Annotated in this window: 14 protein-coding genes; 5 read left to right on the plus strand and 9 right to left on the minus strand. The window is 73.1% G+C overall.

Annotated features, from left to right (window positions below):
- Nucleotides 1-66 precede the first annotated feature (66 nt).
- The 4 genes from ung to fabG all read right to left on the minus strand — a co-directional run bounded on the left by ung (nt 67) and on the right by fabG (nt 4,186).
- A complete protein-coding gene (gene ung, locus IE94_RS0127230) occupies nt 67-750 on the minus strand; it encodes a uracil-DNA glycosylase (RefSeq protein WP_030189339.1) in 684 nt (227 codons plus the stop codon).
- A gap of 74 nt (nt 751-824) precedes the next feature.
- On the minus strand, nt 825-2,411 hold the full coding sequence (locus IE94_RS0127235; protein ID WP_030189341.1) for an ABC transporter substrate-binding protein: 1,587 nt from the start codon (nt 2,409-2,411) through the stop codon (nt 825-827).
- Nucleotides 2,412-2,619: 208 nt separating this feature from the next.
- Complete coding sequence (locus IE94_RS0127240) at nt 2,620-3,381, minus strand: SDR family oxidoreductase (protein WP_030189342.1); 762 nt, start codon at nt 3,379-3,381, stop codon at nt 2,620-2,622.
- A gap of 43 nt (nt 3,382-3,424) precedes the next feature.
- Nucleotides 3,425-4,186, minus strand: coding sequence for a 3-oxoacyl-ACP reductase FabG (gene fabG / locus IE94_RS0127245; RefSeq protein WP_030189348.1), 762 nt, complete (start codon nt 4,184-4,186; stop codon nt 3,425-3,427).
- A gap of 265 nt (nt 4,187-4,451) precedes the next feature.
- Here fabG and IE94_RS0127250 point away from each other — a divergent pair, with 265 nt between their 5' ends.
- Complete coding sequence (locus tag IE94_RS0127250; RefSeq protein ID WP_030189352.1) at nt 4,452-5,216, plus strand: hypothetical protein; 765 nt, start codon at nt 4,452-4,454, stop codon at nt 5,214-5,216.
- A 49-nt stretch (nt 5,217-5,265) separates the two neighbouring features.
- On the opposite strand, the gene IE94_RS0127255 is transcribed toward IE94_RS0127250, so the two are convergent.
- The 3 genes from IE94_RS0127255 to IE94_RS0127265 all read right to left on the minus strand — a co-directional run bounded on the left by IE94_RS0127255 (nt 5,266) and on the right by IE94_RS0127265 (nt 7,992).
- Complete coding sequence (locus tag IE94_RS0127255) at nt 5,266-5,649, minus strand: DUF3037 domain-containing protein (RefSeq protein WP_030189354.1); 384 nt, start codon at nt 5,647-5,649, stop codon at nt 5,266-5,268.
- Nucleotides 5,646-6,401 carry a HipA family kinase gene (locus tag IE94_RS0127260; RefSeq protein WP_030189355.1) on the minus strand — a complete coding sequence of 252 codons (756 nt, stop codon included), beginning with the start codon at nt 6,399-6,401 and terminating at the stop codon, nt 5,646-5,648. Before IE94_RS0127260 ends, IE94_RS0127255 begins: the two co-directional genes overlap by 4 nt.
- A 178-nt stretch (nt 6,402-6,579) precedes the next feature.
- Entirely contained in the window at nt 6,580-7,992 is a 1,413-nt protein-coding gene (locus tag IE94_RS0127265; protein WP_030189357.1) for an aminopeptidase P family protein, read from the minus strand.
- A 173-nt stretch (nt 7,993-8,165) separates the two neighbouring features.
- Between IE94_RS0127265 and IE94_RS0127270 the strand changes: the two genes are divergently transcribed.
- The 3 genes from IE94_RS0127270 (at nt 8,166) to IE94_RS0127280 (ending at nt 10,369) form a co-directional block, all read left to right on the plus strand.
- The gene (locus IE94_RS0127270; protein ID WP_030189359.1) at nt 8,166-9,149 is read left to right on the plus strand and encodes a helix-turn-helix transcriptional regulator; all 984 of its coding nucleotides are present in this window, start codon (nt 8,166-8,168) and stop codon (nt 9,147-9,149) included.
- A gap of 261 nt (nt 9,150-9,410) precedes the next feature.
- Nucleotides 9,411-9,905: a Rieske (2Fe-2S) protein gene (locus IE94_RS0127275; RefSeq protein WP_030189361.1), complete on the plus strand. Its 495-nt coding sequence runs from the start codon at nt 9,411-9,413 to the stop codon at nt 9,903-9,905.
- Nucleotides 9,902-10,369: a pyridoxamine 5'-phosphate oxidase family protein gene (locus IE94_RS0127280; RefSeq protein WP_030189363.1), complete on the plus strand. Its 468-nt coding sequence runs from the start codon at nt 9,902-9,904 to the stop codon at nt 10,367-10,369. The genes IE94_RS0127275 and IE94_RS0127280 overlap by 4 nt, the downstream gene beginning before the upstream one ends.
- A gap of 22 nt (nt 10,370-10,391) precedes the next feature.
- On the opposite strand, the gene IE94_RS0127285 is transcribed toward IE94_RS0127280, so the two are convergent.
- On the minus strand, nt 10,392-11,303 hold the full coding sequence (locus IE94_RS0127285; RefSeq protein WP_030189365.1) for a LysR family transcriptional regulator: 912 nt from the start codon (nt 11,301-11,303) through the stop codon (nt 10,392-10,394).
- Nucleotides 11,304-11,377: 74 nt separating this feature from the next.
- On the opposite strand from IE94_RS0127285, the gene IE94_RS0127290 reads away from it, so the two are divergent.
- A complete protein-coding gene (locus tag IE94_RS0127290; protein WP_037923671.1) occupies nt 11,378-12,367 on the plus strand; it encodes a DMT family transporter in 990 nt (329 codons plus the stop codon).
- A 19-nt stretch (nt 12,368-12,386) separates the two neighbouring features.
- On the opposite strand, the gene IE94_RS0127295 is transcribed toward IE94_RS0127290, so the two are convergent.
- Entirely contained in the window at nt 12,387-13,724 is a 1,338-nt protein-coding gene (locus IE94_RS0127295) for an aminotransferase class I/II-fold pyridoxal phosphate-dependent enzyme (RefSeq protein ID WP_030189369.1), read from the minus strand.
- Between the last annotated feature and the right edge of the window lie 18 nt (nt 13,725-13,742).

Here is a 13,742-nt window from a genome sequence, read left to right on the forward strand (position 1 = left end):
GTCGGCTGTCCCGACGACGCTAACCGCACGCGTCCGCTTTGCCCGTCAGGCGGCACCGGGTCCGGCTCAGCCCAGGTTCGGGATGGTCCAGTCGATCGGTTCGTGGCCCTGCGCCGCGACCGCCTCGTTGATCTGGGTGAAGGGGCGGGAGCCGAAGAACTTCTTCGCGGACAGCGGGGAGGGGTGCGCTCCCTTGACCACGGCGTGCCGCGCCTCGTCGATCAGCGGCAGCTTCTTCTGCGCGTAGTTGCCCCACAGCACGAACACCGCCGGGTCGGTCCGGGCGGCCACCGCGCGGATCACCGCGTCGGTGAACAGCTCCCAGCCGCGGGACTTGTGCGAGTTCGCCTCGCCGGCGCGGACCGTGAGCACCGCGTTGAGCAGCAGGACGCCCTGCTTCGCCCACGGCATCAGATAGCCGTTGTCCGGGATCGGGGTGTCCAGCTCCGCGTGCATCTCCTTGTAGATGTTGCGCAGGGACGGCGGGACCTTCACCCCCGGCCGGACCGAGAAGCACAGCCCGTGCCCCTGGCCCTCGCCGTGATACGGGTCCTGGCCGAGGACCAGCACCTTCACCCGGTCGAACGGCGTGGCCTCCAGCGCGGCGAAGACCTCCTCCCGCGGGGGGTAGACGGGGCCGCTCGCCCGCTCCTCCTCGACGAACTCCATCAGCTCCTTGAAGTAGGACTGTTGCAGCTCGCCCCCCAGCACCTCGCGCCAGGACTCGGGCAGCATGGCGATGTCGGTCACGTCAACTTCCTTACGCTGTGCGGTCGCTTCCACTGCCCAAGAACCTACCGCCGACCACTGACAACGGGGGCCGCCTACCAGCTCGTCTTCCGTTCGAGCTGCCACATCATCATGATCGTCGACGGGTCCAGCGCCTGCTCCGCGCCCGAGATGTCCGTACTGGCGGCCACGTACTGCTTGCCCTGCCACAGCGGCAGCAGCCGCGCGTCGTCCACCATGATCTGCTGCGCCTGCTCGAACTCCCGCTCCACGTCGGCGCGGTCGCTCTCCCGGCGTGAGCGCGGCAGCAGCTCACCGGTGATCTTCGGCGAGAGGTAGGGCGTGCCGAGCGCGTTCTGCCTGCCGACGAAGGGGGCGATGAAGTTCTCCGCGTCCGGGAAGTCCGGGGACCAGCCGCGACCGAAGACCGGGTACTCGCCCTTCTGGTAGCCGGCGACGTACGTCTTCCAGGGACGGCTCTCCAGGGTGACCTCGAACAGGCCGGAGGCGTCGAGCTGCCGCTTGAGCTCCTTGAACTCCAGCGCCGTCTCGGAGCCGTAGCGGTCGGTGGTGTACCAGAGGGTGAGCGGGACCGGGTCGGTGATGCCGGCGTCCTCGAGTATCCTGCGGGCCTTGGGGACACTGGGGTCGCCGTAGTCGTCGAAGAAGCCCGTGGTGTGACCGGTGAGGCCCTTGGGGACCATCGAGAACAGCGGGTCGACGGTGTCCTGGTAGATCCGGTGGGCGATCATCGTCCGGTCGATCACCTGGGCGACGGCCTGGCGCACCTCCTTGCGTCCCGCCCAGGGGTCCTCGGGGTTGAAGACGAGGTAGCTGATCTCCGTACCGCTGCCCTCGACCAGTTGGAGGTTCTCCTCCTTGCCCTCCTGGCCCTGGAGGGCGATGACGTCGTCGGCGGCCAGGCCGCGGTAGGTCACCTGGATGTCCCCGTCGCGCAGCGCCTTCACCATGCCGGCGGAGTCCTTGAAGTAGCGGACGGTCACCGCCTTGTTGTGCCGCTCGGCGAACCCCTCGTAGCGGTCGTTGCGCACGAGCTCGGCCCGTTCGCCGTCCTCGTACGACTGCAGGGTGTACGGGCCCGAGCCCACCACACCGTTGCCTTCGCGCAGGGCGTCCGCGGGGTAGTCGCCGGGGTCGACGATCGACATGGCGGGGGTGGCGAGCACGAACGGGAAGGTGGCGTCGGGCTTGTTGAGGTGGAAGACCACCTCGCGTCCGCTCGGCGCCTGGACCCGCTCGAGGCTGCCGAGCAGGCCGGCCGGACCGCCGTTGACGTTGATGTCCTTGATCCGGTCGATCGAGTACTTGACGGCCCGGGCGTCGAGGCGGTCGCCGTTGGAGAAGGTCAGACCCTCGCGCAGCTCGCAGCGGTACACCTGGTTCGTGCTGTCGGTGAACGAGCACTGCTCGGCGGCGTCGGGCTGGGGTGCGGTGGCCCCGCTGGGGTAACTGAGCAGCGTCTGGTAGATGTTCCGGAACAGCTCCCAGGAGCCGTCCCAGGACGCGGCCGGATCGAGCGTGCTGGGGGCGCTGGTGGTCCCCACGACGATCGGCTCCTCGCTCCTGGAACTGTCGGACGACAGGATCCCGCATCCGGTGGCCAGTGACGATATGGACACGATGGCCGCGACCCGCCGCAGGCCTCGCTTCCGGTTGAACACGCGCACGCTCCTCGATCCGCCGTACCGAAGTCGGCAGACCATACCGCAGCGCCATGCCCCCGGAACCCCCTTCTGAACAGGGGTTTTGATCATTTGAGGATGACTACGTTGTCATCGTGCACCGGGTTCCGATACGCGGACACGGGCGCCGTTCTCGTCGACGGCGCCCGTGTCCGGGATCGATCGTGCGGGGTCCTGGTGGGCGAGATCAGGCCACGCCGGCGTTCAGGAAGATGCCGCCGTCGACGACGAGCGTCTGACCGGTGACCCAGGCGGACTGCTCCGAGGTGAGGAACGCGGCGGCGCCGCCGATGTCGGACGGCACACCGAGCCGGCCCAGCGGGTAGCCCGCGGCGGCCTCCTCCTCGCGGCCCTCGTACAGGGCGGCGGCGAACTTGGTCTTCACGACCGCCGGGGCGATGGCGTTGACCCGCACCCCGGGCGCGAACTCGTGCGCCAGCTGCGCGGTGAGGTTGATCAGCGCCGCCTTGCTCACGCCGTACGCGGCGATGAAGGGCGAGGGCGAAAGGCCCGCGACGGAGGCGATGTTGACGATCGCGCCGCCGTTGTCCTTCTGCCAGGCGTGCCAGGTGCGCTGGGCGAAGCCGAGCGCCGAGATCACGTTGGTCTCGAAGACCTTGCGCGCCACGTTCAGGTCGAGGTCGGCGATCGGGCCGAACACCGGGTTGGTACCGGCGTTGTTGACCAGGAAGTCGACGCGGCCGAAGGCCTCCATCACGCGCTCGACGGCGACGGCCTGGTGGGCCTCGTCGTGCGCCTTGCCGGCGACGCCGATGACCCGGTCGGAGCCGAGCTTGTCGACGGCCTCCTTCAGCGCGTCCTCGTTGCGGCCGGTGATGCAGACCCGGTCGCCGCGCGCGACGAGCGCCTCGGCGACGCCGTAGCCGATGCCCCGGCTGGCGCCCGTGACGAGCGCGACCTTGCCGGAGAGGGCGGGGAGTTCAGTCATGTCAGTGGTCCCTAATCCCGGTGTTCCCTGGTCTCCGCCCGCCCTAGTCGAGCGGTCCGCCGGCCACGTAGAGCACCTGGCCGGAGACGAAGCCGGCGGCCTCGCCGGTGAAGAAGGCGATGGCGTTGGCGATGTCCTCGGGCTCGCCGACGCGCGCGACCGGGATCTGGGTGGCGGCGGCGGCCTTGAAGTCGTCGAAGCCCATGCCGACGCGGTCGGCGGTGGCCTTGGTCATCTCGGTGGCGATGAAGCCGGGCGCGACGGCGTTGGCGGTGACGCCGAACTTGCCCAGTTCCTTGGCGAGGGTCTTGGTGAAGCCCTGGAGACCGGCCTTGGCGGCGGAGTAGTTGACCTGGCCGCGGTTGCCGAGCGCGGAGGAGGAGGACAGGTTGACGATGCGGCCGAACGTGGCGTCCACCATGTGCTTCTGGCAGGCCTTCGACATCAGGAAGGCCCCGCGCAGGTGCACGTTCATGACGGTGTCCCAGTCGGAGACGCTCATCTTGAACAGCAGGTTGTCGCGCAGCACGCCCGCGTTGTTGACGAGGATCGTCGGCGCGCCCAGCTCCTCGGCGATCCGCGCGACGGCCGCTTCGACCTGCGCCTCGTCGGAGACGTCGCAGCCCACCGCGATCGCCCTGCCGCCGGCCGCGGTGATCTTCTCCACGGTGTCCTTGCAGGCGGCCTCGTCGAGGTCGATGACGGCGACGGCACGGCCCTCGGCGGCCAGTCGTACGGCGGTGGCGGCGCCGATGCCGCGCGCGGCTCCGGTGACTACGGCGACCCGCTGCTCAGTGGTGGACATTCGCTGCTTCTCCTCGTCCTGGGGATGCGGCCCGTGCGGAGCGTGCGCCCTGGGTGAGCGACCGCTTAGTACCTTCCGCAGACGTGACGCTAGAAGCCCTGGCACCCGGTGTCAACGGGACACCGGCCCGGTGTGATCCATTACCCGGCCCCGACGGTGCGCCGCGGCGCCCCGGTCCCCCGATCGGCCCAGCGCTGCGGGCCGCCCGGGCGCCGGGCCCCTAGCGTCGAAGCGCGAGCCACTCGTGGCCGGAAAGGAGGCGTCCATGCGCCGTCGCACCGGTGCAGCAGGCATAGCCGTCGCGATCGCCGCGATTGTGCCGCTGGCCAACCCCGCACCCGCCCAGGACCTCACCTCGGACCTGGAGCCGGACTGCCGGAGCTTCACCTACCAGGAAGCGGTACCGATCGGGCTGGACGAGGATCCGGGAGCTGTGGACCCGTCGTGCCCCGACGCAATCCACGAAGACCCGTCCGAGGCGGCCCCGATCGAGGAGGGCCGACCGGACGACGGCCGGCTCGACGGGGGCGGGGTCGGCGACGGGCGACTCGACGAAGGGCGGCCCGACGACGGGGCGTCGGACGCGGGCGGCGCGGGTCAGGTCCGGCCGGACGGGAACGCCCACGGTGGAGGCGGACCCGGCCTCAACCGTCCCGACGAGGGCCGGATCGACCAGGACCGGCCCGGGCAGTCGCACGCCGCGGGCCGGGATTCCTTCGACCAGGGCGGCATCCGTGAGGTCCGGGGGGACGAAGGCGCGGGCGGCGCGGCGCGGGGGGACCGGGACCAGCCCCCGACGATCTCCGCCACCTCCCTGCCGAGGCCGGCCACCACGGTGCCCGCCCCGCCCGTGAGCACACCGGCGCCCGTGGCCTCCCCCGCCGTGACGCCGACGCTCGGCACGCAGGGCGGCCTGGGCGGCGCCTCGGGCACCGGGCCCAGCGACTGGGACATCGCCATCGGCCTGGCCTTCGTCACCGGCGCGGCGCTCGCGTCGGGCCTCGTGATCAGGCGCCGCCGACGCGCCTGAAGGCACGGCACGGTCGGCGCGTGCCCGACCGTGCGGGCGGGCCCCGGCCCTACCGCACCAGCAGGTCGAGGAGCCGTTCCGTCTCGGCCGCCGGATCGGCCGTGAGGCCGGTGTGGACGGGGCCCGGCTGGACGATGGTCGAGCGGGGCGCGATCAGCCAGCGGAACCGGCGGCCGGGATCGTCCTCGGCCGCCTGGCCCGCCGCGTCCCCTCCGGCGCACACGCCCTCCACGGCGCGCAGCGCCGCACGCACCCCGGGCAGGTCCACCCGTGGGTCCAGGGCCAGCAGTCGGCCCTCGTCGAGGTGGGTGCGGGCGCCGACGTAGGACTTGGCGCGGCAGTAGGCGAGTACGCCGGCGTTGACGCACTCCCCGCGCTCGACGCGCGGCACGACGCGCAGCAGCGCGTACTCGAAGACGTGGCGGTCGCTCACCGCACCCCCTTGACGCGTTCGTGGATCGTGGCGGCCCGGGCGAGCAGGGGCCCGGCGTAGGCCCGGCGGAGGTCGTCGGGTGTGGCGAAGCCGGGTTCGTCCCGCAGCCAGACGTCCGGGATCTCGGCGGTGACCTCGGCGAGGAGTCCCTCGGTGACCAGCGGCGCGAGGGCGGCGGCGGCCGAGCGGACGTCCGGGGCGAAACGCGCGAGGGCGTGGTCGGTGGCGTCGTAGGGGCGGGCGGCGGACGCCTCGGCGCCGGGCCAGTTGTGGTGCCAGATCATGGTGGCGCCGTGGTCGATCAGCCACGTCTCGCCGCGCAGGCGCAGCAGGTTGGGGTTGCGCCAGGAGCGGTCGACGTTGTTGACCAGCGCGTCGAACCAGACGATCCGTCCGGCCTCCTCCGCGCTCACCTCGAAGGCGAGCGGGTCGAAGCCGAGCGCGCCGGAGAGGAAGTCCATGCCGAGGTTGGTGCCGCCGCTGGACTTGAGCAGTTCCTGCACCTGCTGGTCGGGTTCGCCGAGCCCGAGCACCGGATCGAGGTCGACGGTCACCAGCCGTGGGACCCGGAAGCCCAGCCGGCGGGCGAGCTCGCCGCAGACCACCTCGGCGACGAGCGTCTTGCGGCCCTGGCCCGCGCCGGTGAACTTCAGGACGTAGGTCCCGGCGTCGTCGGCCTCGACGAGTCCCGGCAGCGAGCCGCCCTCGCGCAGCGGCGTGATGTAGCGGGTCGCGAGGACCTTACTCAACACTTGTGCGGGCCACCCGTCTCTTCAGCCTTGCCCTCCCCGCGGGGAGGCTCCCCCGGGCATGGGGTGAGCATAGTGACCGCGGGTGACCGTCGGCGAGACGGGCCCGGACCGACGTGGCCGACGTCGGCCGGGCCGGGACGAGGACTCCTCCTGGAAGCCTCGGGGGTCTTCCGCGGGCTCAGCCCGCGAAGCGGGCCATCCAGGCCTCGACCTCGTGAGCGCTGCGGGGCAGGCCCGCCGAGAGGTTCTCGTGGCCGTCGTCGGTGACGACCAGGTCGTCCTCGATCCGGACGCCGATGCCACGCCACTCCTCGGGCACGGTCAGGTCGTCCGCCTGGAAGTACAGGCCCGGTTCGACGGTCAGGCACATGCCGGGCTCCAGCAGGCCGTCCACGTACTCCTCGGTGCGGGCCCGCGCGCAGTCGTGGACGTCCAGGCCGAGCATGTGACCGGTGCCGGCCATGGTGAAGCGGCGCTGCAGACCCAGTTCGTACGCCCGCTCGACCGGCCCCTCGATGAAGCCCCACTCCACCAGCCGCGCCGTCAGGTGGCGTTGGGCCGCCTCGTGGAAGTCGCGGTAAGCGGCGCCCGGCTTGACCGTCGCGATCCCCGCCTCCTGTGCCTCGTACACCGCGTCGTAGACCTCGCGCTGCAAGGGCGTGAAGGTGCCGCTGATCGGCAGGGTGCGGGTGACGTCGGCGGTGTAGAGCGACCGCGTCTCGACCCCGGCGTCCAGGAGCAGCAGGTCCCCGGGGCGGACCGGGCCGTCGTTGTCGGTCCAGTGCATGATCGTGGCGTGCTCGCCGGCGGCGCAGATGGTGCCGTACCCCACCGCGTTGCCCTCCAGGCGGGCCCGGCGGAAGAAGGTGCCCTCCAGCCACCGCTCCGAGGAGGCGACCGCGCGGGACAGTTCGCCCACGACGTCGGTGAAGCCGCGCACGGTGGAGTCCACCGCCTTGCGCATCTCTCCGAGTTCCCAGGCGTCCTTGACCAGGCGCAGGTCGCTCAGCGCGTCCTCCAGTTCGGCGTCGCGCTCGGCGTCGGTGGTGACGGCCGCCTCCAGGGCGGGGTCGATCCCGCGCACGATCCGGGTCCGCGCGTCCGGGGCGGCGGCCAGGTCGGCGGCGGCGGTGCGCACGTCGCGGCAGGGCAGGCCGAGGACGCGCTCCGACTCGGCCAGCGAGCGGCGCCGGCCGGTCCACAGTTCGGCGTGGGCGCCGGTCCAGAACTCGTCGTCGTCCCGGCTGTCCCGGGGCAGTTGGTAGCAGTAGGCGTCGTGTCCGCCGTCCGCGCGGGGTTCGAGCACCAGGGCTCCGTCGCGCACCTGGTCGCCGCTCATGTGCACGTATCCGGAGTACGGCCGGAACGGGTAGGTGTCGTCGTTCGAGCGGGTCTTGAGGTTGCCCGAGGGGACCACGAGCCGTTCGCCGGGGAACCGCGCGGAGAGCGCCGCACGGCGTCGGGCGGCGTACGGGGCCTGTGCGGCGGGCGTGAGGTCGTGCCGCTCCGTGTCCGCCCAGCCCGTGCGCATCACGGCGGACAGCTCCGCCGAGAGCTTCGGGTACAGGCTGTTCTTCCGACGGTTCGCCACGTCGTGCACCTTCTTCCGCTGGGCTGCCGGGGAGCCGTTGCGAGGGCTCCGCCGCCGCGGGTCGGTACCCCGCGGCGGCGGGGACGGTACCGCCTCCGGGAGGGCGCCGGGGCGCAGGAGTGCCAGTGGCACTGATCGGCCACCACCGGGCCGGTGGGACCGATAATCGCCTCATGGCGAACGAGAAACTCGGCGAGTCCCTGCGCGTCCTGGGGCTCGACCCCACGGCCTGCCGGGTCTATCTGTCCCTCCTGGAGCTGTCCCCGGCACCGCTGGCGGCGATCGGCGCGGCGACCGGTCTGGGCGGGGCGCGGCTCACGGCGGCGTACGCCGCCCTGGCGGACATCGGTCTGGCCAGCGCCGCGGCCGGGGACGAGGACGTGGTGGCCCCGGTGCCTCCCGCGGCGGGCCTGGAGGTGCTCGCCCGGCACCGGGCGGCCGAGCTGGAGGAGTCGCGCGTCGCCGTCGGGGGCGCGTTCGAGTCCTTCCGGCGCCGGCGGCTCGCCGCGTACAACGACGACCTCGTCGAGGTCGTCACCGGGGAGGACATCGGCCCGAGGATGCGTCAGGCGTGGGCCAGCGCGCGCGAGCAGATCCGCCAGTTCGAATCCCCGCCCTACGTCCATCTGCCCGGCGCGACCGACGACGCGCTCGCGACGCTGGCCCGCGGGGTGACCCAGCGCGTCGTCTACGCGCGCGAGGCGCTGGAGCGGCCCGGCCAGCTCAAGGACGTCATCGAACCCTGTATCGAGGCGGGCGAGCAGGCCAGGGTGCTGCCCTCGGTGCCGGTCAAGCTGCTGATCATCGACGAGGCCTACGCGCTGGTGTCGTTGTCGATCAAGGATGTCGACGTGCACAACACCATGCTGGTGGTGCAGCCCTGCGGCCTGCTCTTCGCGCTGACGGCCCTGTTCGAGCAGACCTGGCGCGACGCCGTCCCGCTGCACGGTCTCGCGGCCCGCCCCGCGGGGCTGGCGCCGACCGACCGGCGCCTGCTGCGGCTGCTGGCCGGCGGTGCGACCGACGAGGTCGCCGCCCGTGAGCTGGGCATCAGCCGCCGTACGCTGTTCCGCCGCCTCCAGATCCTGATGGCCCGTCTCGGCGCCGCGAACCGCTTCCAGCTGGCCCTCCAGGCCCAGCGTGCGGGCTGGCTGTGAGCCCGCCCCGGGCCCGGCGACGGCCGTGCCGTGTGTTCCCGAGGGCGGCCATCGGCTTGACTTCGGCCCGGTCGCGGACAACGGTCGTCCACATGGTCGTCGGCGCGCCTGCCGACGGGCGGCCGGTGCGACGGGCGGAGTCGCGCACGGAGTCGCCCGCGGGCCGGTCGGTGACGGAGGGCCGCCGGCTCTGAACAACAGGTGCCGCGGGACCGTACCTGACGGCAGATCATCAGGCATCCACCCCGAAGGGACCCCAGCATGACCAGCGCATCCTTTCATCCCGCGGCGGGACCGGCCCGTCGTACCGTCGTGGCGGCGGCCGGGGCGGCGGGGCTCACCGCCGTGCTGGCCGCCTGCTCGGGCTCGGACGACGCGTCCGGCGACACCGGCACCGTTCCCTCCGGCAGCCCCTCCCAGGAGGCGGGCGGCAGCGGTTCGGGCGGCGGCGAGAACGCGGGGGCCGGGGCCGCCCTCGCGGCGACGGCCGACATCCCCGAGGGCGGCGGGAAGGTCTTCCCCGACCAGAAGGTGGTGGTGACCCAGCCCGCGGCGGGCGACTTCAAGGCCTTCTCCGCCACCTGCACCCATCAGGGCTGCGCCGTGAAGAGCGTGGCCGACGGTCTCATCAACTGCCCCTGCCACAACAGCAGCTTCTCGATCACCGACGGCAGCGTGCAGGCAGGTCCCGCGCCCAAGCCGCTGCCCGCCGTGCAGATCACGGTCAGCGGGGACTCGATCCGGCTGGCCGGATGACCGTGCCGCAGCGCCGGGGGCGCAGGATCATGATGAGCCCCGGCGAGTTGGACTCGTTCCTCACCGGCGGGCGCACCTGCCGGGTCGCCACCGTCTCGGCCGACGGCGCCCCGCACGTGAGCACGCTGTGGTACGTGTGGGACGGTGCCTCGATGTGGCTGTACTCGGTCGTGCGCAGCCGGCGCTGGACGGACCTGCGGCACGATCCCCGGGTGGCGGTCGTCGTCGACGCCGGTGAGGAGTACGCCGAGTTGCGGGGCGCGGAGCTGTCCGGCCGGGTGGAGTTCGTGGGCGAGGCGCCGCGCACCGGTGCGCTGTGCGCCGAACTCGACCTCCCGGAGACGCTGTTCGCCCGCAAGCACTTCGGCCTCCGGGAGATGCCGCACGACGGCCGGCACGCCTGGCTGCGGTTGACGCCGGAGAAGGTCGTCTCCTGGGACTTCCGCAAGCTGGCGCCCGGTTAGGCGGTCGCCCCCTCCCCGCGGCTCACCCCTCCTGTGCCACGTTCCGCGCCGCCGCCCGCAGCGCGTCCACCGCCGCCCGGATCGACGGGCGGCGGTCGGCGTCCGCCCGCCACACCACGTACACGTGCCGCCGCACCCGCTGCCTCAGCGGCACGGTGACGACCTCGGCGGGCATCGGGTGGCGTCCGAGCAGCGGGGCGATGCACACACCGAGCCCCGCGGCGACCAGCCCGAGCTGGGTGTGGGTCTCGGCGGCGCGGTGACCGACGATCGGCTCGATGCCCTTCGAGCGCAGGGTGAACATCAGCCACTCGTGGCAGAACTCGCCCTCGCCCCACGTGATCCACTCGTCCTCGGCGAACTCGGCGAGGTCCACCTCGTCGCGGCCGGCGAGCCGGTGGCCGACCGGCAGGGCCACGTCGGCGGGGTCGTCCAGGAGCGGCGCCTTGACCAGGCCGTCGGGCAGCGGCATCGGCTTGTTGTACCAGTCGAGCACGACGGCCAGGTCCAGGTCGCCGCGCACCACGCCGTTGATGCCGCGCTCCGGCTCGAGTTCCGAGGAGCGGACGCGCAGCACCGGGTGCTCGGCGCGCAGGGTGGCCAGCGCGGCGGGGAAGAGACCGCGGGCAGCCGTCGGGAACGCCGACAGCCGCAGCTCGCCCGCCACCTGGCCGCGCTGCGCCTCCAGGTCGGCCTGGGCCAGCTCGACCTGGGAGAGGATGCGGGCGGCGTGCTCGGCGAGCAGCCGGCCGGCGTCCGTGAGACGCACGCCCCGCCCGTTCTTCGCGAGGAGCCGCTGACCGGCCTCGCGCTCCAGCTTGGCCATCTGCTGGGAGACGGCCGAGGTGGTGATGTGCAGTCCGGCCGCGGCCCCGCTGACCGATCCGTGCCGGGCGAGGGCGTCGAGGGTCCGCAGGCGCTCCAGGTTCAACATGTAAGCGATGCTACGAGATACCCGGTGCGAAATCTCGATTGTGCTACGAGGACGGCTGCTCCATCGTTGCCTGCATGAGCAGCAGCGTCCCCTCCACCCCCGCCCCGGTCCGCCGCGTCCTCGACTGGCGGCTGCGCTTCGGACTCCTCTCCCTCGTCTGGGGTTTCAGCTTCCTCTTCATGAAGGTGGGCACCGAGAGCTTCGCCCCGTTCCAGGTCACGCTCGGCCGGCTGGCGTTCGGCACGGCGGTGGTCGCCGCGGCGATGGCGGTGAAGCGGGAACGGCTGCCGCGCGGGGCGTGGACGTGGGTTCACCTGGCGGTCGCCGGATTCCTCCTCAACGCGCTGCCGTTCTCGCTGTTCGCCTTCTCGGAGCTGACGATCCCGTCGTCGCTCGCCGGCATCTGCAACGCGACCTCGCCGCTGTGGGGCATGGCCCTGTCGCTGGTCGCCCTGTCCGAGGACCGGCCCACGCGCCGCCGGGTGGCCGGCCTCGGGATCGGATTCCTCGGCGTCCTGACGGTGCTCGGCGTCTGGCAGGGCTTCCACGGCCTCGACGTCACGGGCACGGCGCTCGCCCTGCTGGCCTCGTTCAGCTACCCGGTCGGGTGGATCTACGTCCGCCGCACCCTGGCCGCGTCCCGCCACTCCCACCTCTCGCTGACCGGCGCCCAGCTGGGGCTGGCCACGCTGCAACTGGCCGTGGTGACACCGGTGTTCACGTCGGTGCCGTCCGGTTTCCCGCTGCTCCCCGTGCTGGCGGTCGCGGCCCTCGGTGTCCTCGGCACCGGGCTCGCCTTCCTGGTCCAGTACGACCTGGTCGCCGAGGTCGGCCCGACGACGGCCCAGATGGTCACGTACTTCACCCCGGTCATCGCCACGGCCGCGGGCGTCGCGCTCCTCGGCGAGTCGCTGTCCTGGTCGACACCCCTCGGCGCGGCCGTCGTCCTCGCCGGCGCGGCACTGACCCAGTCCCGCCCCAGGGCCGGCCGGGGCGGTGGCGCACCAGCGGCCGCACCGTCGCCCCAGGCGTCGCCGGGGGTACGCCAGGGCTCACGGGTCTGAGGTCCGAGGGGCGGGCCGCTCAGACGCGGCTCCGGTTCGCTCCCGCGCCCGGCCCCACCGCCGCCGCGACCGCCTCCGCCAGCGGCACGACGTCCTCCTCCCCCAGCGTCGAGACGGTGATCCTGATGCCGGGCGGCGCGCCCAGGCGGAAGCGGGCGCCGGGGGCCACGGCCCAGCCGGCGTGCAGGAGCCGGGCGACGGCGCCGGTCTCGTCCGGCACCGGGATCCACACGTTCATGCCGCTGCGGCCGTGTCCGGCGACCCCGTGCTCGGCCAGCGCGCCGAGGAGCGCGTCCCTGCGCCGCCCGTACACCCCGGCCACCGCGCGGGCGTCCACCGCATCCTCGGCCCACAGCCGGGCCACGGCCCGCTGGGTGATGCGGCTGACCCAGCCGGGGCCGAGCCGCTGCCGCCCCCGTACCCGGTCGAGCGTGACGGGGTCCCCGGTGAGCACGGCGAGCCGCAGGTCGGGGCCGCAGGCCTTGGCCGCCGAGCGGACGAGGGCCCAGCTGCGGGTTGTACCGGCGAGGGGGTGCAGCGGGAGGTCGACGATGCCGTGGCCGTGGTCGTCCTCGATGAGGAGGGTCCCGGGGTGCTCGCGCAGGACGGACCGCAGGGCACGCGCGCGGGCCGGCCCCACCGCGGCGCCCGTCGGGTTCTGCGCGCGGTCCGTGACCACCAGGGCGCGGGCGCCGGCCGCGAGGACCCGGCGCACGTCCTCGGGCAGCGGTCCCTGGTCGTCGACCCCGACGGGGACCGTGCGCAGGCCGAGCGCGGGCACCAGGTCCAGGAGGCTGCCCCAGCCGGGGTCCTCGACGGCGACGGCGTCACCGGGCTTGAGATGGGCGGCGAGGACCCGCTCCATCGCGTCCAGGGAGCCGGACGTCACCTCCACGGGCCCGTCCGGCACACCGTCGGCGTCCAGTGCGGCCCGGGCGACGCGGGCCAGCTCCGGGTCCACGGGCGCGTGCCCGTACAGCACCGGTTCGCGGTCGCCCTGTCCGGCCGCCGCGGCGAAGACCGGGCCGAGCGCGGGCAGCAGCGCCGGGTCGGGATTGCCGTCGGACACGTCGCGCACACCGGCGGGCACGTCGACGCGGATGAACTCGCGCCCGGTGGTGGCCGGCCGCGCGCGCACCCGGCTGCCCCGCCGCCCGGCCGTCTCGATGACCCCGCGCTCGCGCAGGGTGCGGTAGGCGGCGGCCACGGTGTTCGGATTCACCCCGAGCCGCTGCGCCAACTCCCGCATCGGCGGCAGGGGTTGACCCGGTGACAGCTCCCCCGAGCCCACCGCACGCTCGACGCTCGCGGAAATCTCCGCTGCGCCCCGCCCTGTGATCCGATACTCTCCTAGCACAAAGGCAATTGTGCACTA

The sequence above is a fragment of the Streptomyces violaceorubidus genome, from assembly GCF_000717995.1.
Lineage (GTDB): Bacteria > Actinomycetota > Actinomycetes > Streptomycetales > Streptomycetaceae > Streptomyces > Streptomyces violaceorubidus.